Source organism: Nocardiopsis sp. NPDC055551 (genome assembly GCF_053619415.1).
In genome coordinates, this window is sequence record NZ_JBSHJJ010000013.1 from 23616 (window position 1) to 41806 (window position 18191).

General features: G+C 69.7%; 20 protein-coding genes and 1 tRNA gene. 15 read left to right on the forward strand and 6 right to left on the reverse strand.

Annotated elements, in window-relative coordinates; all coding sequences use genetic code 11:
• The first annotated feature begins 1 nt into the window (after position 1).
• Positions 2 to 877 (forward strand): shikimate dehydrogenase, encoded by an 876-nt coding sequence (locus ACWGSK_RS22155; RefSeq protein ID WP_358514393.1) that lies wholly within the window; start codon positions 2 to 4, stop codon positions 875 to 877.
• 54 nt (positions 878 to 931) lie between these two features.
• On the opposite strand, the gene ACWGSK_RS22160 is transcribed toward ACWGSK_RS22155, so the two are convergent.
• Both ACWGSK_RS22160 and ACWGSK_RS22165 read right to left on the reverse strand, forming a co-directional pair.
• The gene (locus ACWGSK_RS22160; RefSeq protein WP_452456620.1) at positions 932 to 1432 is read right to left on the reverse strand and encodes a flavin reductase family protein; all 501 of its coding nucleotides are present in this window, start codon (positions 1430 to 1432) and stop codon (positions 932 to 934) included.
• Positions 1429 to 3150 carry a S49 family peptidase gene (locus tag ACWGSK_RS22165; RefSeq protein ID WP_452456621.1) on the reverse strand — a complete coding sequence of 574 codons (1722 nt, stop codon included), beginning with the start codon at positions 3148 to 3150 and terminating at the stop codon, positions 1429 to 1431. Before ACWGSK_RS22165 ends, ACWGSK_RS22160 begins: the two co-directional genes overlap by 4 nt.
• Before the next feature lie 122 nt (positions 3151 to 3272).
• On the opposite strand from ACWGSK_RS22165, the gene ACWGSK_RS22170 reads away from it, so the two are divergent.
• The 4 genes from ACWGSK_RS22170 (at position 3273) to ACWGSK_RS22185 (ending at position 8346) form a co-directional block, all read left to right on the forward strand.
• Positions 3273 to 3956, forward strand: a complete 684-nt coding sequence (locus ACWGSK_RS22170; protein WP_358516252.1) for a hypothetical protein — start codon at positions 3273 to 3275, stop codon at positions 3954 to 3956.
• A 207-nt stretch (positions 3957 to 4163) separates the two neighbouring features.
• Positions 4164 to 5468, forward strand: coding sequence for a M16 family metallopeptidase (locus ACWGSK_RS22175; protein WP_358516255.1), 1305 nt, complete (start codon positions 4164 to 4166; stop codon positions 5466 to 5468).
• Positions 5469 to 5509: 41 nt separating this feature from the next.
• A complete protein-coding gene (locus ACWGSK_RS22180) occupies positions 5510 to 6856 on the forward strand; it encodes a M16 family metallopeptidase (RefSeq protein WP_358516258.1) in 1347 nt (448 codons plus the stop codon).
• Between the two features lie 338 nt (positions 6857 to 7194).
• Positions 7195 to 8346, forward strand: a complete 1152-nt coding sequence (locus tag ACWGSK_RS22185; protein WP_358504541.1) for a serine/threonine-protein kinase — start codon at positions 7195 to 7197, stop codon at positions 8344 to 8346.
• Between the two features lie 70 nt (positions 8347 to 8416).
• Here the strand turns inward: ACWGSK_RS22185 and ACWGSK_RS22190 are convergent.
• Positions 8417 to 8491, reverse strand: a tRNA-Leu gene (locus tag ACWGSK_RS22190).
• Positions 8492 to 8583: 92 nt separating this feature from the next.
• A complete protein-coding gene (bcp, locus tag ACWGSK_RS22195) occupies positions 8584 to 9066 on the reverse strand; it encodes a thioredoxin-dependent thiol peroxidase (protein ID WP_067606639.1) in 483 nt (160 codons plus the stop codon).
• Positions 9067 to 9406: 340 nt separating this feature from the next.
• Here bcp and ACWGSK_RS22200 point away from each other — a divergent pair, with 340 nt between their 5' ends.
• Positions 9407 to 10504, forward strand: coding sequence for a CDP-alcohol phosphatidyltransferase family protein (locus ACWGSK_RS22200; protein WP_358504538.1), 1098 nt, complete (start codon positions 9407 to 9409; stop codon positions 10502 to 10504).
• Between the two features lie 16 nt (positions 10505 to 10520).
• Positions 10521 to 10919 carry a DUF3618 domain-containing protein gene (locus ACWGSK_RS22205; protein WP_358504535.1) on the forward strand — a complete coding sequence of 133 codons (399 nt, stop codon included), beginning with the start codon at positions 10521 to 10523 and terminating at the stop codon, positions 10917 to 10919.
• Positions 10920 to 11001: 82 nt separating this feature from the next.
• Here ACWGSK_RS22205 and ACWGSK_RS22210 read toward each other — a convergent pair whose 3' ends face one another.
• Positions 11002 to 12222 carry an amino acid deaminase/aldolase gene (locus ACWGSK_RS22210; RefSeq protein ID WP_358504532.1) on the reverse strand — a complete coding sequence of 407 codons (1221 nt, stop codon included), beginning with the start codon at positions 12220 to 12222 and terminating at the stop codon, positions 11002 to 11004.
• A gap of 179 nt (positions 12223 to 12401) precedes the next feature.
• On the opposite strand from ACWGSK_RS22210, the gene purU reads away from it, so the two are divergent.
• The 8 genes from purU (at position 12402) to amaP (ending at position 16404) form a co-directional block, all read left to right on the forward strand.
• Positions 12402 to 13289, forward strand: coding sequence for a formyltetrahydrofolate deformylase (gene purU / locus ACWGSK_RS22215; protein WP_358504529.1), 888 nt, complete (start codon positions 12402 to 12404; stop codon positions 13287 to 13289).
• Between the two features lie 275 nt (positions 13290 to 13564).
• Positions 13565 to 13768 carry a CsbD family protein gene (locus ACWGSK_RS22220; RefSeq protein ID WP_358504526.1) on the forward strand — a complete coding sequence of 68 codons (204 nt, stop codon included), beginning with the start codon at positions 13565 to 13567 and terminating at the stop codon, positions 13766 to 13768.
• Between the two features lie 61 nt (positions 13769 to 13829).
• Complete coding sequence (locus ACWGSK_RS22225; RefSeq protein WP_358504523.1) at positions 13830 to 14291, forward strand: Asp23/Gls24 family envelope stress response protein; 462 nt, start codon at positions 13830 to 13832, stop codon at positions 14289 to 14291.
• Between the two features lie 2 nt (positions 14292 to 14293).
• Positions 14294 to 14611 carry a hypothetical protein gene (locus ACWGSK_RS22230; protein ID WP_358504520.1) on the forward strand — a complete coding sequence of 106 codons (318 nt, stop codon included), beginning with the start codon at positions 14294 to 14296 and terminating at the stop codon, positions 14609 to 14611.
• 41 nt (positions 14612 to 14652) lie between these two features.
• The gene (locus ACWGSK_RS22235; RefSeq protein ID WP_190318529.1) at positions 14653 to 14826 is read left to right on the forward strand and encodes a hypothetical protein; all 174 of its coding nucleotides are present in this window, start codon (positions 14653 to 14655) and stop codon (positions 14824 to 14826) included.
• 14 nt (positions 14827 to 14840) lie between these two features.
• On the forward strand, positions 14841 to 15209 hold the full coding sequence (locus ACWGSK_RS22240) for an Asp23/Gls24 family envelope stress response protein (RefSeq protein WP_358504516.1): 369 nt from the start codon (positions 14841 to 14843) through the stop codon (positions 15207 to 15209).
• Positions 15206 to 15811 carry a DUF6286 domain-containing protein gene (locus tag ACWGSK_RS22245; RefSeq protein ID WP_452456622.1) on the forward strand — a complete coding sequence of 202 codons (606 nt, stop codon included), beginning with the start codon at positions 15206 to 15208 and terminating at the stop codon, positions 15809 to 15811. The genes ACWGSK_RS22240 and ACWGSK_RS22245 overlap by 4 nt, the downstream gene beginning before the upstream one ends.
• A gap of 2 nt (positions 15812 to 15813) precedes the next feature.
• Entirely contained in the window at positions 15814 to 16404 is a 591-nt protein-coding gene (gene amaP, locus ACWGSK_RS22250; RefSeq protein ID WP_358504510.1) for an alkaline shock response membrane anchor protein AmaP, read from the forward strand.
• Positions 16405 to 16592: 188 nt separating this feature from the next.
• On the opposite strand, the gene ACWGSK_RS22255 is transcribed toward amaP, so the two are convergent.
• A complete protein-coding gene (locus ACWGSK_RS22255; RefSeq protein ID WP_358504507.1) occupies positions 16593 to 18005 on the reverse strand; it encodes an L-serine ammonia-lyase in 1413 nt (470 codons plus the stop codon).
• Positions 18006 to 18191: the final 186 nt, after the last annotated feature.

The following is an 18191-nucleotide window of genomic DNA, read 5'->3' on the forward strand; positions in this document are numbered from 1 at the left end:
GATGAGCGACGACGTGCGGGAGCGGTCCTTCCTGGCCGGGTTGATCGGTGCGGGGATCGGGCCTTCGCTCACCCCGTCCATGCATGAACGGGAGGCCGCCAGGCTCGGGCGCCGTCTGGTCTATCGGACCATCGACATCGACCGGTTGCGGCTGGCCCCGGAGTCCGTGGGCGAACTGGTGGAGTCGGCGCGACGCCTGGGGTTCGACGGGCTCAACATCACCCACCCGTGCAAACGGCTGGTGTTGCCCTTCCTGGACGGTCTCTCCGCGGAGGCCGCCGCCCTGGGCGCGGTGAACACCGTGGTCTTCGGGTCGGAGGGGGCCGTCGGGCACAACACCGACTGGTCGGGGTTCGCCACGGCACTGCGCCACGGCCTTCCCCAAGCCCCCAGGGAGCGGGTCGTCCTGCTGGGGGCGGGGGGCGCCGGCGCGGCCGTGGCCTACGCCCTGCTGCGGACCGGCACCCGGCGACTGACCGTGGTGGACACGTCGGCCGCGAACGCGACCGCCCTGGTCGAACGACTGTCCGGGGTGTTCCCCGAAGCGGAGGTCGGGACGACGGAACCGGCGGACCTGCGGGTCGGGCCGATCGAGGCCGACGGGTTGGTCCACGCCACCCCCACCGGGATGGCCGACCACCCCGGGCTGCCCCTGGACCCGGGACTTCTGCATCCCGGGGTATGGGTGGCCGACGTGGTCTACCGGCCGCTGCGCACCGCGTTGCTATCGGCCGCCACCGAACGCGGTTGCGCGACCCTGGACGGCGGCGGGATGGCGGTCCACCAGGCCGGTGACGCCTTCGCGCTGATCACCGGTCTCACTCCGGACCCCGAGCACCTGACCGCCCACTTCCGGGCCCTGGTCGCCACCGAGTGAACGAACGGCGGGCGGGGCCGCCCGCCCCCGCCCGCCGTCGACCGTGGTCGACGCTCAGGGCTTCACCGAGTGGTAGCGCCCGCCCCAACGCACCATCGCGGGGCCGGGGCGGTCCGTGCCCACCTCCGGCAGGCCCACCACGTCGGCGAAGAACACCGTGTGGTCGCCGACCTCCACCTTCTGCCGCACCGAGCACTCCAGGGCCGACAGGGCCTCGTCCAACACGATCGCCCTGGTGTGCTCGCCCCGATGGTGCGGCTGCCCCGACACCAACAGACGGGCGCTGGGGCGGCCCTCGGCGGAGAACCGGCCGGCCAGGGCGCGCTGGTCGGCCGAGAGCACGCTCACCGCGAACGCGCCCACCTCCGCCACGACCTCGGCCACGTACCCCTCCGAGTCCACGCTCAACATGACCACCGGGGGGTCCACCGACACCGACACCAGGGCGCTCACCGTCGCCCCGATGTCGTCACGTCCGTCCGCGATGGTCACCACCGTCACCCCGGTCGGCAACATCGCCATGGCGCCCAAGTAGGCGCCACCGTCCACGCTCAACGGATCTCCCACGTCCCGGGCATGCTCAGGGGGCCGGCGGTGGGCAGACCCAGTCGGGCCGCCACGTGCTCCAGCGGACCCCAGGCGCTCAGAACGGTCTGCGGCTCCGTGGCCATGTCCTCACTGGACTCGTGCGGACGCAACCGGTCCAACGGGTGGGTGCGCGGGAACGAACGCACCGGCAGCGCACCGGCCCCGGCCTTGTCCCTGGCCAGCCGCACCGCCGTCGCCACACCGCCCAGCTCGTCGACCAGGCCGCGCTCCTTGGCGTCGGCGCCGGTCCAGATCCGGCCCCTGGCGACCTCGTGGATCTCGTCCCAGGTCTTTCCGCGGGCGGCGGCCACCTTGGTGACGAAGTCGTCGTAGATGCTGTCCAGCAGGAGGTTGATCCGTTCCCACTCGGACTCGCTGAAGCCCTTCTCGGAGTCGAACATCGCGGCGTGCGCGCCCTGGCGCACCGAGTCCGAGGTGATGCCGAAGCGTTCCTTGAGGGCGCCCAGGACCGGCTTGCCGGTGAGCACGCCGATGGAACCGGTGATGGTGGCGGGCTGGGCCACGATCGCGTCCGACCCCAGGGCCACGTAGTAGCCGCCGGAACCGGCGACGTCGCCCATCGTCGTGATGACCGGCTTGCCGGCCTCACGGGTCAGCTGACTCTCGTGACGGATCAGGTCCGAGGCGATGGCCGAACCACCGCCGCTGTCCACCCGGAACACCACGGCTTTGACCCGGGGGTCCTGGCGGGCGGCCCGGAACGCCGCGCAGACGGTGTCCGATCCCATCACGGCGCCGCCCAGCGGGGAACGGCGGCTCTTGCCCAGGGTGATGCCACCGGTGGCGGAGATCAGGGCGATGTGCGCGTCATCGGCGACGAACTTGGGCTTGGGCGGGGTGACGTGCCCGCGGTGGTAGCGCACGACGAACCGCAGGACGGGCTCGGGCGACTTCTCCTCCTCGCCCCGAACCTCCTTCAGCAGGTCGTCGTAGACCTCGTTCCGGTAGGCGAGCCGGTCCACCAGCCCGGCCTCCAGCGCCTCCTTCGCCAGGATCGGCGCGGTGTCGACGAGCTCGCGCACCCGCTTGTCGGTGAGACCGCGACTCTTGGCGACCGCCTCGACGATCTGGTCGTTCATGGACTCGATGATCCGACCGACCGCCTCACGGTGCGGGTCGGTGTACCCGGTCTGGGTGAAGGAGTTGATGGCGTTCTTGTACTCGTGGCGGGCACCGGCCTCGAACCTCACGTCGAGTTTGTCCAGGGCGCCCTTGTAGAACGTGGCCCGCGACATCAGGCCGTTCAACCCCACCAGGCCGGTGGGGGACAGGACGATCCGGGTGAAGGCGGTCGCCAGGTAGTAGGGGAGGTTGCCGTCACCGGCCTCGCCGAAGGTGTCAGCCCAGGCCACCGCGGGCTTTCCGGTGGCGCGGAAGTCGGCGACGGTGTCGCGCAGCTCCTGGACCTTGGCCGGGCCGAGGGAACGCGCGTCCACCCGCACGACGAGCGCACCCACCCGCGGGTCGCGCGCACCGCGGCGGATACCCTCCAGTACCTCCAGGTACTGCTGTTTGCGTCGGTTCATGATCTGGCTCAGGGGGTCGCCGGGAGACTCGTCGACCACCCCTTCCGTCAGATCCAGTTCCAGGACCAGAGGACCCTGGGGTCGAGGGCCGAAACGGTTGAGGGACAAGGGCTCAGTGATCTTCGCGAGGTCCACCATGGGCCCAGGGTAGTCGCGACGGTTCCACTGTGCGTCGAGCCTGTGGATAGCGCTAGGGTCGACCTTGCTCCGAGCCGACGAGGACCCCACACGGCGGAGACCACAGAGAAGGGCGGGACACCATGACGGGCGCGAAGGACCAGGTGCGGCGACGTGCGAGAAGGGGCGTCCAGGGCGCCGCGATCGCGGCGGTGGCACTGTTGACCCTCGGCGCCTGTGGCTCCGGGGGGCCCGAGGAGGTCGAACTGGAGCGTGGCGAGAGCGGCATGATGCCCGCGATCGACCCGCCCGGCCCGGAGGGTTTCGAGAACGTCGAGGTCGCCGGGGTGAAGATCGAGGCCCCCGACGACTGGGAGGTCCAGAACGAGGGCGGCCAGGTGTGCCTGACCCCGCCCGGGCAGAGCGCCTGCGCCTACGGTTCGGTCCGGTTGGTTCCCGAGCAGGCCGCCGACCACCCCCAGAGCTGGCCCAAGAAGGACGACGCCTTCTACGACGACGACGGCTGGGCGGACAACACCGACGGCTGCCGCAGCCTCAACACCGCGGGCTCGGGCAACATCGGCGTGGACGAGGCGACCCTGGCCAACGGCAGCGGCAACGTCTTCGAGCACGCCGACGGTCTCAAGTCCCACCACTCGATCTGGAGCGTCACCTGCGCCAACGGCGACAACTTCGAGGTGCGCATGTGGTTCCTGCCCGAGAGCGACGTGATGCTCTACGTGTGGTCCGTCGACGCCCAGTACGACGCCCTCTACGACGAGATCGCCGCGTCGATGGACACCACCGCCTACCGCGCGAACTCCTGAGGCCGTGTCCTCCAGCGCCTCCGCTTCGCTTCGGTGACCATCCGGCCGTCACCGGTGTCACGCCCTTCCCGGTATCGGTCGGCGAGGGCGACGAAAACCCCTACGGATTGCCCGAACCTCGTGTCCTGAGGGTGCCTTGAGGCCATAGGCTCGTATTCGCTGAAGCAGTCAACGCGATTTGATGGGGTGCATGCGCAGGTGACCACCATGGGAACGTCCGGGCGGGTCGAGCAGTACACGCTGGACAACGGTTTGCGTCTTGTGACCGCTCCGGCCTCCACCGGTCAGGTCGCCGCGGTCAACCTTTGGTACGGCGTGGGTTCGCGCCACGAGGTGCCCGGGCGCACGGGGTTCGCCCACCTGTTCGAGCACCTGATGTTCCAGGGAACCGGAAACACCGACAAGGGTGACCACTTCGACGCGGTCGAGCGGCTCGGCGGCGACATCAACGCCTCCACGTCCACCGACCGCACCAACTACTTCGAGACGGTCCCCACCCACGCCCTGGACCTGATCCTGTGGCTGGAGGCCGACCGTCTGGCCACCCTGCGCGAGGGCATGACCCAGGAGGTCCTGGACAACCAGCGCGACGTGGTCAAGAACGAGCGCCGCCAGCGCTACGAGAACCAGCCCTATGGCACCGCGCTGGAGCGCATCCTGCGCCTGGCCTACCCGGAGGGACACCCCTACCATCATCCGACCATCGGATCTATGGCCGACCTGGACGCCGCGGACCTGGACTACGTCAAGTCCTTCCACAAGCTGCACTACGGCCCGGACAACTGTGTCCTGACCATCGTCAGCGACCTGGACACCGCCGACGTCCTGGCCCGGGTGGAGAAGTTCTTCGGTCACATCCCGGCCCGCGAGGAGATCCCCGAGGTCCCCGACTCCACCCTGACCGGTGGGCTGGGCGGCCCGGTGGGCGACGCGGTCACCGAGACCGTCCCCGCCGCCGGTGTCTTCATCGGCTTCCGGGTGCCCGCCTACGGTGAACGCGAGCACGACGCCGCCCAGCTGGCCGCCGCGGTCCTGGGACAAGGCCAGGGCAGCCGCCTGTACCGTTCGCTGGTCGTGGACCGCCCCATCGCCGCGGACGACGGCGGTGGCGCCGCGGACATCCTGCCGTTCCGCTACACCGACAGCCTGCTGCTGGTGAACATGCTCGCCCGCGAGAACGTCGACGGCGACGTGCTGGAGAAGGCCATCCGCGAGGAGATCGCCAAGCTCGCCGACGGGGTGAGCGACGAGGAGCTCGACCGGGCCCGCGCCGTCCTGGAGCGCGAGCACCTGCACCACATCTCCGGCCCCTCCGGCCTGGCCGACACCATCGGTGCTTGCACGCAGTTGTTCGGCGACCCCGAGCTCGCCTACACCTGGCCGCAGCGCTGGGCCGACATCACCGCCGAAGAGGTCCGTGCCGCCGCCGCGCGCCTCCTGGTCGACGAGAACATGCTGGTCGTGCGGTTCGACCCCGAATCCGGGGCAGAAGCCGACGCTTCCCGTTCGTGACCGCAGGCCCCGTCGTTCCCAGCCACAGAAAGAGCCGCAGCATGCAGCAGACCCGTCCGGACCTCGGTGCCGCCGCGTCCTACACCTTTCCCAAGCCCCAGCGCATCCGTGTCGGCAACGGCACGGTCGTCGCCGTGGACCTGCCCGGCCAGCAGCTGGCCTCGCTCCGCCTCATCCACCCGGCGGGCGGTGCGGTCGAACCCCTCGACGCCATGGGCGTCGGCGCCCTGACCAGTGAGGTCCTCGAAGACGGCCCCGACGGCAACAGCTCGCTGGCGCCCGCACTGGAGCGCTACGGTGCCGAGTGGATCTCCCGCGTCAACTGGGACGGTTTCATCACCGGCCTGGACGCGCCGACCAACCGCCTCGGCGAGGCCGTCCGCCTGTTCACCGACGCGGTGCGCCGCCCAGCGCTGAACCCCGACGACATCCTCCGACGCCGTGAACAACTCCTGGAGCGCTTCTGGCTGGAGGCCGCCTCCGCGTCCACCCTGGCCATGCGCAGCCTCGGTGGCCAGTTGTTCAGCGGCCGCTACGCCACCCCGCTGGCGGGCGGCCCGGTCAAGCTCGCCGACGTCACCCCCGAGCGGGTGGCCGCCTTCCACGCCGAGTCCCTCGCCTCGGTCGCCGGTACCCTCGTGGTCGTCGGTGACCTGGCCGGGGTCGACCTGGAGGAGCTGGGTCGCGGCGTCTTCGGCGACGCCGCCGCCACCCCCGAGCGCCTGATCACCGAGCCCGCGCCGCCGCCCGGCGAACTGCCCCGGGTCCTCATCGTGGACCGTCCCGGGTCGGTGCAGTCCGCCCTGGTGGTCGCGCACCGGGCCCCCTCGCGTTCGCAGGTGGACCTGCCGCGCGTGGAGGGCATCAGCGAGGTCCTGGGCGGAATGTTCACCTCCCGCCTCAACATGGAGCTGCGCGAGCGGTTGGGCTACACCTACGGCGCGGGCAGCCGCTTCGACCTGCGCCGCGACAGCGGTGTCTTCTTCATGAGCACCCAGGTGGAGGCGAGCACCACCGCGCACTCGGTCACCTCCACCTTCGAGCAGGTTCGGAAGCTGCGCGAGGGCGGGGTCACCGAGGACGAGCTGACCACCGTCCGCGAGTCCAACACCGTGGGGCTCCCGGTCGCCTTCTCCACCGCTCGCGCGGTCGCCGGCGCCCTGGTGGACATCGTCGTGCACGACCTGCCCGACGACCACGTCGACCGGGTGCGGGCCGGCTACGAGAAGCTCACCGCGCAGGACCTGAACAGCGCCGCGGTCGAGCACCTCCACCCGGAGGAATCGGTCGTGGTGGTGGTCGGTGACGCCGACAGTCTCCGCGAACCCCTCACCAAGGCCGGGATCGGTCCGGTCGAGGTGCGTTCCCCCGAGTCCCTCTGGAGCTGATCTCTGAGGGTTTCGTGCACGCGCAACGGCGCGTGCACGAAACCCACGTCCGGGTCAAGGGAGGGCAAGGGAGATCCTCCTCACGGCATGTGTCGTGCTTGCTCGGACATAACGAAACCGAACCTATGTGTCACTCATCGGTTAACCGTAGGCGTGCTACCCGCGTCATACTGGTATAACGAGTGATCCGTGCACCTACGTGGTGACAGCGACCGCAATGCTCCGCAGGAGGCCACCATGGCCGGTGAATGGACCCGTGGATAACCGTGTCCTCCCTAGAAAACCCCCACACGCAGCGGCCAGAGACGTCGCTCGATTCCGCGCGTCCGGACGCGGCTGTGGATGAGCCCGTTGGTCGACTTCTCAAGGGTCGCTACCAGCTGACCTCCGAGATCGCCCGGGGCGGTGTGGGCACCGTCTGGCGCGCCACCGACCTCGTCATCAAGCGCGAGGTCGCGGTCAAGGAGCTGCGACTGCCCGCGGACCTGAGCCGTTCCGAGCGCGACTCCCTGTTGCAGCGCACCACCCGCGAGGCGCGGGTGGCCGGGCGCCTCACGCACCCCAGCCTGGTCACCGTCCTGGACGTGGTGGACGAGGACGAGCGGCCGTGGATCGTCATGGAGCTGGTGGAGGCCTCCACCCTGGAGGAGATCATCCAGGTGGGCGGCCCCCTGCCCTACCAGCGGGTCGCCGAGATCGGCCTCCAGCTCATCGACGCCCTGCAGGTGGCGCATGGCGAGGGCATCGTCCACCGCGACGTCAAGCCCGAGAACGTGATGATCAGCGCCGCCGGTCGGGTGGTGCTCACCGACTTCGGTCTGGCCGCCTGGAACGGCGAGTCCGCGCTGAGCTCCTCGGGTCGCATCATCGGTTCGCCCGCCTACATCCCGCCGGAGCGGGCCAAGGCCGGTCCAGTGGGCCCCGAGTCCGACCTGTGGTCGCTGGGCGCCACGTTGTACGCCGCGGTCGAGGGCTACCCGCCCTACGACCGCAAGGGCTACATCAAGATCCTGCGCCAGGAACCCCTGCACGAGCCCAAGGCGGCCGCCAACGCCGGGCCGCTGGCCCCGGTGCTGGCCGGTCTGCTCAGGGTCGATCCGGCGGAGCGGCTGAGCGCGGAGAACGCCACCAAGATGCTGCGGATCGCCGCGCTCGCCCCGTGGTCGCCCGAGAGCTCGGAGAAGGACTCGGAGGAGTCGTCGACGGAGGTCGACTCCGACGGCGCGGTCACCGCCGAGGAGCGAGAGTCGGCCCGTGAGCACTTCCGCGCGGGTGCGAGGGTGCTGGCCGAGTCCATCAGCGAGCGGCTGCACAACAGCCCCGAGGCGATGAACTCGATCATGATGTCGATCCGCGAGTCCACCGACAACATGGGGCTGACCAGCCCGGGCAAGCACGCGGAGAAGAGCAGGCTTCCGGTGGCCGTCGGTGTGGGCGTGGGTGTGCTCGCACTGCTCGCCCTGGTCATGTGGGCCCTGCTGGGCCTGTAGAACCCTGGGCCCGTGGAACCCCTGAAACGACGGAACGACCCGACGAGAGCCGGGTCGTTTCCGAGTAGAGTGGGGCCGGCGGGATTCGAACCCGCACTGTACAGCACCTAAAGCTGCCGTCTCCTGCCGGTTGGACTACGGCCCCAACGGGGTAACTCTACCGGGATCGGCGGGGTGGACGGGAACCCGGGGGCACCGGTCGTCCGGTCTCTCGGTGACCGGACGACCGATCGCGGATCAGAGGCCCAGTTCGCGCTTGATCCGGTCGACGTGGCCGGTGGCCTTCACGTTGTAGAAGGCCTTCTGCACCTTGCCGTCGGTACCGACGATGAAGGTGGACCGGATGACGCCCTGGACGACGCGACCGTAGTTCTTCTTCTCCCCGAAGGCCCCATAGGCGGTCAGGGTCTCCTTCTCTGGGTCACCGAGCAGGGTGAAGGTCAGGCTCTCCTGCTCCCGGAACCGCGCCAGCTTCTCGGCCTTGTCGGGGGAGACCCCCAGCACGGTGAAGCCGGCGTCGGCGAACTCGGTGATGTTGTCCCGGAAGTCGCACGCCTCGGTGGTGCATCCGGGGGTCATCGCGGCCGGGTAGAAGTACAGCACGACGCTCTTGCCGGTGTCGGCCAGGACCTTGCTCAGGGTGACGGGGTCACCGTCGGCGTCGCTGAGGGTGAAGTCGGGGGCCTGGTCTCCGGGCTCCAGACGGATGGTCTCGCTCACGTGGTGTCTTCCTTCCGCTGCTGGTGGGCCGGGCGTGCCCGGCCCGTGTTCTGCATGCCTCACAGTATGAGATGCCCGGGTGGGTACGGGGTGCGGGTGGGGGACGCATCCGTGGTGGTGGTCGTGGGTGACGTGCGTGCTTCGGTTGCGATTCCGGTTCGGTTCATCCGCATTGGGGGTGGCCGACGGTCTGATCACCTATTGTTGACCGAACGCTCTCGGTTGGCCTGTTCTGGACCTCATGCCGTAGCGTGCGCGGGTCGCCGGTGACCCGCCGGCATGTCCGGCGTCGCAGCCGGGCCGGAGCACATCCGTTTCTCTTTGGGAGTAGTTCGCGCCGATGTCCGGTTTCACACTCGACGAGGTCAGGGCCCGCACCCTCAAGGAGCGCGATTCCTGGTGGACCGTGTACCTGGTGGACCCGATAGCGGTCCGGCTGGTCCGCTTCTTCGCCAACCGCACCTCCATCACCCCGAACCAGCTGACGGTGGTCGCGCTCTTCCTCGGGCTGGGCGCCGCCGTGTGTTTCGCGTTCGGGTACTGGCCGCTGCTCATTCTGGGCGCCGCGCTGTACTACGTGTGCTTCCTCGTGGACTGCGTCGACGGCAAACTGGCCCGGCTCACCGACACCGAGACGATCTTCGGGGCCTGGATGGACTACGTGTCCGACCGGTTCCGGGTGCTCGTGTGCGTGGTCGCGCTGATGGGCGGACAGTACCGGGAGACCGGGCACGTGGCGTTCGTCTGGTTGGCGTTGGCCGTGGTCTTCCTGGACATGCTGCGCTACCTTAACGCCCTGCAGGTGTACAAGGTGCGGCGGGAGATGCGTTCGCACCTGGCGGCGGCGTTGGAGCGCGCCCGGGCGGCCCTGTCGATGCTGGACCCCGCCGGCGATGACACGGGCGCCGCGACCGGTCGCGGTGGCCGCACGATGAGCGATGGTGGCGAGCAGGCGGTTCTGCGGCACGGCATCGGCGTGTTGGAGCACATTCTGCGCAGCCAGAACGAGCGGGAGGCGCGCAACCAGCGCACGGCCGGCAAGCAGCCGGACCTGACCCTTCCCAAGGTCGACCTGCACCAGGAATTCCGAACGCGTTTCCCCTGGTATCAGCGGTTCTGGGCGGCGTTGAACGCCCGCCGCGTCCGTACCCACCTGGTGGGCGGCATCGAGTTCCAGGTGGCCGTCTTCGTGGTCGCGCCGGTGGCCGCGGTCCTGTTCGGTCCGCCCGTGATCGGCTGGATCACGGCCTTTGTGGGCGTTTTGCTGCTCGCCTTCGAGATCGCCATCATCTATAAACTGTGGTTGTCCACGCGGGACTTCTTCCGTGTGGTCGACGGAATCGATGGCGCGCTGAGATTCTCCGGTCCGTCCGACGGCGCGGAGGATCAGGGCCGGGACACCGGCTCGGACTCGGGCTCTCAGACAATCGTGCGCTAGTGGAGAGAGGCACTCAATGACGGCAGGCGACACCGAACCGCGCCAGACCGCCGCCGAGATCCAGGCCGAGATCGACCGCGAGCAGCGCCGGTTGGCCGAGACCTTGGACGAACTCGGTGTGCGGGCTCGCCCCGCCAACATCGCCCGACGCCAGGTCGACAAGGCCAAGGAACGCGGAACGCGACTCCTCGACGAGGCCCGTGCGCTGGTGATAGGGGGTGGAGCGGTCCGGGTGGAGAGCCACCTGGTGCATCCCGAAGAGGGCAGCATCGTGCTCAAGGGCGACGACAGGGTGGTGACCACCTACCAGTCGCGCGGTCGGTTGCCTCCCGAGGCGCTGATCCTCGCGGCCGGGGTGGGCACGGTCATCGCCGTGGGCGTGGTGGCCTGGGCGGTCCGCCGCAAGCGGAAGTAGGTTCCCGGCCCCCGGGAACGACGGGACGGGGCCCGCGCGTAGGTCGCGCGGGCCCCGTCCCGTGTCCGGCGGATCCGGTGCCTCACAGGAAGGTGCGGCCCTCGCCGCGGTAGGTGGGAACCGAACCCTCGTAGGTGCCGCTGTCGGAGTCGATCAGGTGCAGGGTGTCGAAGCGCTCGCACAGTTCGCCCGCCTTGGCGTGGCGCATCCAGACCCGGTCGCCGACGGACAGACCGCGAGCGGCCTCGCCGATCAGCGGGGTCTGTACCTCACCGGCGCCCTCGTTGGCGGTGTAGGAGAGCCCCTCGGGCAGGTACGGCACGGGCGGACGGTGCGCGTCGGCCGGCCCCGAGGCGGGATAGCCGCCGCCCAGGACGGTGACCACGCCGGGCGCGGGGCGCCGCACGACCGGCAGTGCGAACAGCGCGGCGGGTCTGCCCTGGAAGGACCGGTACTGGTCGAACAGGTGCGGTTGGTACAGCCCCGAACCAGCGGCCAGCTCGGTCACGGCCTTCTCTCGTCCGGTGGTGTGCAGACTGCCGGTGCCACCGCCGTTGACGAAGCGCAGCGGGGCCACGGCGCGGACCGCGCGGATGATGGCGGCCCGGCGCCTGGCCAGTTCGATGGCGGAGCGGCGCTGCACCACGCGCAGGATCCTCCCGTACAGAGGCCTGCCGGGGGGCGCGTCGCCCAGTCCGGCGATCTGTCCCTCGTAGGCCATGACGCCGTCGAGTTCCAGTTCGGGGCGGGCGACCACGGCGCGGGCCAGCTCCCGGGCCTGTTCGGGGGTGCGGACGGGGGAGCGGTAGGAGCCGATCCTCAGGTTCGATCCCAGCGGCTGCCAGCTGGTGTCGATGTCCAGGCACACGCGGATCCGGGGAACGTCGGTGCCACGGTCCGCCGCTCGGACGGCGGTGACGATGAGGTCCAGGTGCGCGGTGTCGTCGACCATCAGGGTGATGGCGCGGGCGGCGGCGGGGTCGCGGACGAGTTCGGCCAGGGCGGGGCGGTCCGCGGTGGGGTAGGCGACGAGGATGTCGTCGCTCAGGTGGGGATCGGCCTGGGCCAGCCAGAGGGCCTCGGGCAGGGTGAAGGCCATGATCCCGGCGTATCCGGGAAGTTCGAGGGTCCGGCGCAGGAGTTCGCGGCTGCGTACGGACTTGCTGGCGACGCGGATGGGACGGCCGTGTGCGCGCCGCGTCAGGTCGGCGGCGTTGGCGCGGAAGGCGGCCAGGTCGACCATGGCGAAGGGTGCCTGGAGCTCCCGGGTGGCGGCCTCGTACTTCTCACGCGGGCTTGTCATGGAGTCGAGCATGCCAGAACATGAATCTCTTTCATATTGTCCGAGGGGTCCGATCTGCGCGCTCGGACGTACCCGCTGGTGACATGGGATACGACTGGAACGACCCCAAGGGGCGAAGGCCCTGGATATCCTGGGTCGTCAGGCTGTTCGGCCGACGATCTGCGGGAGTGTTTCCTTCGATGAGCGAGCGTGAGTACGTTCTGACCCTGTCCTGCCCCGACAGCCGGGGCATCGTGGCGGGGGTGGCCAACCTTCTGTCCGACCACGGATGCAACATCACGGAGAGCCAGCAGTACGGTGACCACTACACCGGACGGTTCTTCCTGAGGATGCAGTTCATGGCCGAGGACGGCGGTTCGGGCGCCACCGGTGAGGACGTTCTGCGCGGTGCCTTCGCGGCCCTGTCCGGGGACTTCGGGCGGAGCGCGGACGGGGCGTTCGTCGAATGGAGCCTGCAGGCCCGGGACGTGCGTCCGCGCATGATCGTGATGGTGTCCAGGTTCGGACACTGCCTCAACGACCTGCTCTACCGACAGCGCAGCGGCCTGCTCGACATCGACATCGCGGCGGTGGTCTCCAATCACCCGGACCTGGAGTTCCTCGCGGACTCCTATGGGGTGGACTTCCACCACCTGCCGGTGACCCCGCAGACCAAGGGCGAGCAGGAGCGCAGGATCCTGGAACTGGTCGACTCCTACGACGTCGACCTGGTGGTGCTGGCCCGTTACATGCAGGTGCTCTCCGAGCAGCTGTGCGCGAAGATGTCCGGTCGCATCATCAACATCCACCACTCCTTCCTCCCGAGTTTCAAGGGCGCCCGTCCCTACCACCAGGCGCACTCGCGCGGTGTGAAGCTGATCGGTGCCACCGCCCACTACGTCACCGCCGACCTGGACGAGGGGCCGATCATCGAGCAGGAGGTCTCCCGGGTCGACCACACCCACAGCCCGGAGCAACTCACCGCGATCGGTAGCGACCTTGAGTCGGTCGCGTTGTCGCGGGCCGTGAACTGGCACGCCCAGCGGCGGGTTCTTCTCAACGGGGACAAGACGGTCATCTTCGACTGACCGGAGAATCGATTTTCGGACGCCAGGGGTACCGGCCGGTACCCCTGGCGTTCTTCTTGCCCGGGACAGGGTTCCCTGGGCTGGGTTTGGGGCAAGGATGGTGAGAACATGACCCTTCCCACCTGCAAAGCATTGCTTTAAGTGTCTTGGCGCCTACGAAGAGTGTCTATATGGTGTGATGAGGTCGAATCACCGCGTCCCCCGCACATCGGCGAGGGCGTGGCGTTTCGGTCCACACACCTTGAGCCGTACGGGCTCAAATCAGGGGGAGAAAAATGGGCAAGCACTTCGACGACGCGGTCGGCAAGGGCAAGAAGGCCTTCGGTAAGGCCACCGGCGATCACGGCACCGAGGCCGAGGGCAAGGTCGACCAGGCCAAGTCCAAGGCCAAGGACGCCACCGACAAGCTCAAGGACAAGGCGGAGGACGGCACCGGGTCCGCGGGCGACAAGATCAAGAACGTCTTCAAGCGCGACTGACGCGTCTCGACCGAACGTTCAGAACGGTTTGCACACTGTCTAGGGGGGACCAGTGTCGGAGATGAAGACCCAGTCCACGGTGCCGAGCGCCCGCGAATCCGGCGGTAGGCGTGACGCCACCGATGGTGGACAGGGACACACCCGGATCGCCGACGGCGTCGTCGCCAAGATCGCCGGCATGGCCGCGCGAGAGATCGGCGGCGTCCACGCCATGGGCGGCGGCACCGCACGCATGGTCGGAGTCGTGCGCGACGCAGTGAGCGGGGGAGGCTCCTCCGGGACGGTCGCCCAGGGTGTGTCGGTCGAGGTCGGGGAGCGCCAGGCCGCCGTCGACATCGACCTCGTCGTCGAGTACGGGGCCGCCATCCAGGACCTGGCCGCCGCGGTCCGCCGCAACGTCACCAGCGCGGTCGAACGGATGACCGGGCTCGAAGTGACCGAGATCAACATCAAGGTGGACGACATCCACCTGCCGGAGGACGACTCCTCCGACAACGGCGACTCCGAACCCAGGGTCCAGTAGCCATGGCCGGTGGCGAGACACCCGACCGGATCGCGCTGGAGATCGTCGAAGAGCTGGTCCGCTTCCCCGACGTGGTCGAACCGTCCTCCGGGCCCTTCGGGACCCTGAGCACCGCCACGCGGGGTGGACGGATCAACGGCGTCGCGGTGCGTGGGGACCACATCGAGGTCGGAGTGGTGGTCAGGTACGGGCGTCCGCTTCCGGAGATCGCCACTGAGATCCGTCGGGGACTGACTCCGCTGGCCGGCGACCGCACCGTCCACGTATCCGTGGAGGACGTGGTCGCCGGGTTGGACGACGGAGCGCGCGCGACCGGCTGAACACCGATCGAAAGGCAGGGCGTTTGATGAGAGGGGAAGCCATGTGGCCCATCGTTGGACTGTCCTACGGGACCGTACTGGGGCTGGCTGCGGCGTTCGGCGGGTTCCCCGCCTTCGCGCTGGTTCTGGTCCTGGGCCTGGTCGGATTCGTCGCCGGCCGGGCGATGGAGGGTGAACTCGACCTGGCCGAGATGTTCACTCGGCGTTCGGCCTAGACGGGGGAGTGAACGTGGTCGGGGTGCGAAGCGACACGGTTCCTCAACACAGGGTGCCGGGCCCACGAAGCGAGTCGAGCGGCGGGCAGGCTCGTACGCGCGATCCCGGGGGCCGCGTCGACATCCCCGGATCCGTCATGGAGAAGGCCGCGAGCGAGGCCACCGGTGAGGTCTCCGGGGCCCGGGCCGCCCGCTTCCGGTCGGCCCGGGCGAGTGTCAGCGGAGAGGTGGTCCTGTTGAGGCTGCGGATCGACGTGGACTATCCACGATCGGTCACCCGGGTGGCCGGTGACGTACGCGAACACGTCAAGGGCCGGATCGAGCGGATCACCGGCAAACAGGTCCACCACATCGACATAGAGATCGCGGAGTTGGTGCGATGACCACCGTGGAAGAGGCGCTCGGCCGTCCGGCCCAGAGCGTGGACCGTCGGGCCAGGCGAGTCGCGGTTCACACGTTCCGGCCACGTCGTTCGTGGCCGGCGGTGATCACCGGGTTCTTGGTCCTGGCGGTGGCGGTGATCGCCGCGGCCGAGGTCATCGCCGCGCTCGCGGGCAACCCACTACGGCTCTTCCCGGTGGGTGCGGCCACCGACTACGCGGCCACCACCACCTGGTCCGAACCCTCGGTGCAGATCGCCTCCGCGGTGCTGGCGCTGATCGGGCTGGCGCTGATCGTGGTGGCGCTGGCCCCGGGACGCAGCCGGTGGACCGCGCTGCGCACCGACGACCCCGCGCTCGTGGTGGGACTGACCCGCCCGGCACTGCGTCGCGCGGTGGCCGCCGCCGCCCAGGAGGTCAGCGGGGTCGACAACGCACACGTCACGGTGCGCGGCAACAGGCTTCGCGTCCATGTGCGCACCGGGATGCGCGAGGCGGGCGACCTGCCCACCGAGGTGACGCGGTCCGTGGAGCGACGACTGCGAGAGTTGGCTCCGCTGCGCAGCATGCGGATCGTCACGAACGTTCGATACGCGGAAGGTTAGCGATGGCTCGCGACAGGTACCGCAGGTCGGCGCGGGGCAACCGCCTGGGCCTGGTGATCGTCGGGATGTTGCTGCTCGCGGCCGGCGCCGCGGCCCTCGCGGCCGGGCAAGGGCTCTTCGGCTCGGGGCTCGCGGGCGATCCCCTGCTGAGCGACACCGCCAGAGGGGTCTTGGCCGGGCAGTGGGTCCCCTACGTGACCGTGGCGGTGGCCTTCGTCGCCGGGTTCCTGGCCCTTCGCTGGTTGTTGGTGCAGGGCATGAACGACACGGTGGGTCGCCTGTATCTGGGCCGAGGCGACGAGGGCAACGTGGAGATGCAGGAGAGCGCGGCCCGCGGCGCCCTCGAACAGGAGGTCTCCGAGTATCCGGGTGTGCGTCGGGCCAAGGCCCGCCTGACCGAGTCCGGCGACGAACCGCACCTGCGGTTGGCGCTCACCCTGGACGAGGACGCGGACGTGGCGCGGGTGTGGCGTCGGGTACGCGAGGAGGCGCTCACCAACCTGAGGTCCGCGCTCGACCTTGAGAAAGTCCCGGCGGTCATCCGGATGTCGATGACGGCTCCGGCCAAGAACCCCCGTCGCGTCCTGGCCTGACCGGGCGCGAAGGCCCGGGCCGGAAAGGGCGAGTCTGGTGGCGAGCGGTGCTCAAGCCACCAGACCCGGGGTGACGACCGTGGACCGGCGAACGGGTGGAAACGCTCTAGCCAGGCCCTCGGCCGTGCCCTCCGTACAACCCGCTTCGGCCCCGGTCCATTCCCGCCCAGGTCGACGGATGCCGCCGGTCAGCACTCGATGACGTTGACGGCGAGGCCGCCGCGGCTGGTCTCCTTGTACTTGTCGTGCATGTCGCGGCCGGTGTCGCGCATGGTCTTGATGACCTTGTCCAGGCTCACGAAGTGGCTGCCGTCGCCGCGCAGGGCCATACGGGTGGCGCTGATGGCCTTGACCGAGGCCAAGGCGTTGCGTTCGATGCACGGGATCTGGACCAGGCCGCCGATCGGGTCGCAGGTCAGGCCCAGGTTGTGCTCCATGGCGATCTCCGCGGCGTTCTCCACCTGGGCGGGGGAACCGCCCAGGACCTCGGCCAGGCCGGCCGCCGCCATCGAGGACGCCGAACCCACCTCGCCCTGGCAACCCACCTCGGCGCCGGAGATCGACGCGTTCTGCTTGAACAGTATGCCGATGGCCGCCGCGGTCAGCAGGAACCGCACCACGCCCTCGTCGCCCGCGCCCGGGCTGAAGTGCAGGTAGTAGTGCAGGACCGCGGGGACGATGCCGGCCGCACCGTTGGTCGGTGCCGTCACCACCCGCCCGCCCGCCGCGTTCTCCTCGTTGACCGCGAGCGCGTACAGGCTGATCCAATCGCTGCCGCGCATGGGGTCCGGATCGACGTGGGTGGGCGCGAGCAGGCCGCTCTCGTCGCAGTTGCCGCCCAGCTGGCGGTAGAGGCGGTGCGCCCGACGGGGCACCTTCAGGCCACCGGGCAGACTGCCCTCGGTCATCACGCCGCGTCGCACGCACTGGCGCATCACGGCCCAGATCTCCAGGAGCTCGGAGCGGATCTGCTCGGGGGTGCGTCCGAACGCCTGCTCGTTGGCGAACACGAGGGCGCTGATCGACATGCCGGTCCGTTCGCACAGCTCCAGCAGTTCCTCGGCGGAGGAGAAGGGGTAGGGCAGTTCGGTGTCGTCGGCCTTGATCCGGTCCGCGCCCGCGGCCCGCTCGTCCACGACGAACCCGCCGCCCACGGAGTAGTACACCTTGGCGGCCAGCTCCACCCCGACGGAGTCCAGGGCCACGAACCGCATCCCGTTCGGGTGGTCGGGCAGGCTCTCCTTGCGACGGAAGTCCACGTCCACGGCCGGATCGAACGTGACCACCGGGCCGTCGGGGCCGCCCAGACGCAGGGTCCGGGAGGAGCGGACCTCTTCGACGAGCAGGGGGACCGCGTCCACGTCCACCCCCTCGGGGGTGTGCCCCATCAGTCCCAGGATCACGGCGGTGTCGCTGCCGTGCCCCTTACCGGTGAGCGCCAGCGAGCCGTACAGCTCGACTCGCACGTGCGCGACCCGGTCGAGTGGACCGTCGTCGGCCAACCTCGACACGAAGGTCGTCGCGGCCTTCATCGGACCGACGGTGTGTGAACTGGACGGTCCGATACCGATCTTGAACAGGTCGAAGGTGCTGATGGCCATGGCTGTCCTCCTCGTTGAGCACAGGGTTCGGGCCGTGGGGGATGCCGCCGTGGGGGGCCGGCCGGGGCCCCCCCGGGGGGGCCCCCCCCCCCCGGGGGGGGGGGGGGGGGGGGGGGGGCCCGGGGGGGGGCCCCCCCGGCCCGGGGCGCCGAGGGACCCCGCCGGGAGTGGGGGGCGCGCGTGAAG

Excerpts from the sequence above, each read along its gene's own strand:
- ACWGSK_RS22205 (WP_358504535.1), top strand. The coding sequence starts at position 10,521 with ATGACGGCAGGCGACACCGAACCGCGCCAGACCGCCGCCGAGATCCAG.
- ACWGSK_RS22235 (WP_190318529.1), top strand. The coding sequence starts at position 14,653 with ATGTGGCCCATCGTTGGACTGTCCTACGGGACCGTACTGGGGCTGGCT.
- ACWGSK_RS22200 (WP_358504538.1), top strand. The coding sequence starts at position 9,407 with ATGTCCGGTTTCACACTCGACGAGGTCAGGGCCCGCACCCTCAAGGAG.
- ACWGSK_RS22255 (WP_358504507.1), bottom strand. The coding sequence starts at position 18,005 with ATGGCCATCAGCACCTTCGACCTGTTCAAGATCGGTATCGGACCGTCC.
- ACWGSK_RS22220 (WP_358504526.1), top strand. The coding sequence starts at position 13,565 with ATGGGCAAGCACTTCGACGACGCGGTCGGCAAGGGCAAGAAGGCCTTC.
- ACWGSK_RS22210 (WP_358504532.1), bottom strand. The coding sequence starts at position 12,222 with ATGACAAGCCCGCGTGAGAAGTACGAGGCCGCCACCCGGGAGCTCCAG.
- purU (WP_358504529.1), top strand. The coding sequence starts at position 12,402 with ATGAGCGAGCGTGAGTACGTTCTGACCCTGTCCTGCCCCGACAGCCGG.
- ACWGSK_RS22230 (WP_358504520.1), top strand. The coding sequence starts at position 14,294 with ATGGCCGGTGGCGAGACACCCGACCGGATCGCGCTGGAGATCGTCGAA.
- ACWGSK_RS22245 (WP_452456622.1), top strand. The coding sequence starts at position 15,206 with ATGACCACCGTGGAAGAGGCGCTCGGCCGTCCGGCCCAGAGCGTGGAC.
- ACWGSK_RS22180 (WP_358516258.1), top strand. The coding sequence starts at position 5,510 with ATGCAGCAGACCCGTCCGGACCTCGGTGCCGCCGCGTCCTACACCTTT.
- ACWGSK_RS22225 (WP_358504523.1), top strand. The coding sequence starts at position 13,830 with ATGAAGACCCAGTCCACGGTGCCGAGCGCCCGCGAATCCGGCGGTAGG.
- ACWGSK_RS22155 (WP_358514393.1), top strand. The coding sequence starts at position 2 with ATGAGCGACGACGTGCGGGAGCGGTCCTTCCTGGCCGGGTTGATCGGT.
- amaP (WP_358504510.1), top strand. The coding sequence starts at position 15,814 with ATGGCTCGCGACAGGTACCGCAGGTCGGCGCGGGGCAACCGCCTGGGC.
- ACWGSK_RS22165 (WP_452456621.1), bottom strand. The coding sequence starts at position 3,150 with ATGGTGGACCTCGCGAAGATCACTGAGCCCTTGTCCCTCAACCGTTTC.
- ACWGSK_RS22175 (WP_358516255.1), top strand. The coding sequence starts at position 4,164 with ATGGGAACGTCCGGGCGGGTCGAGCAGTACACGCTGGACAACGGTTTG.
- ACWGSK_RS22170 (WP_358516252.1), top strand. The coding sequence starts at position 3,273 with ATGACGGGCGCGAAGGACCAGGTGCGGCGACGTGCGAGAAGGGGCGTC.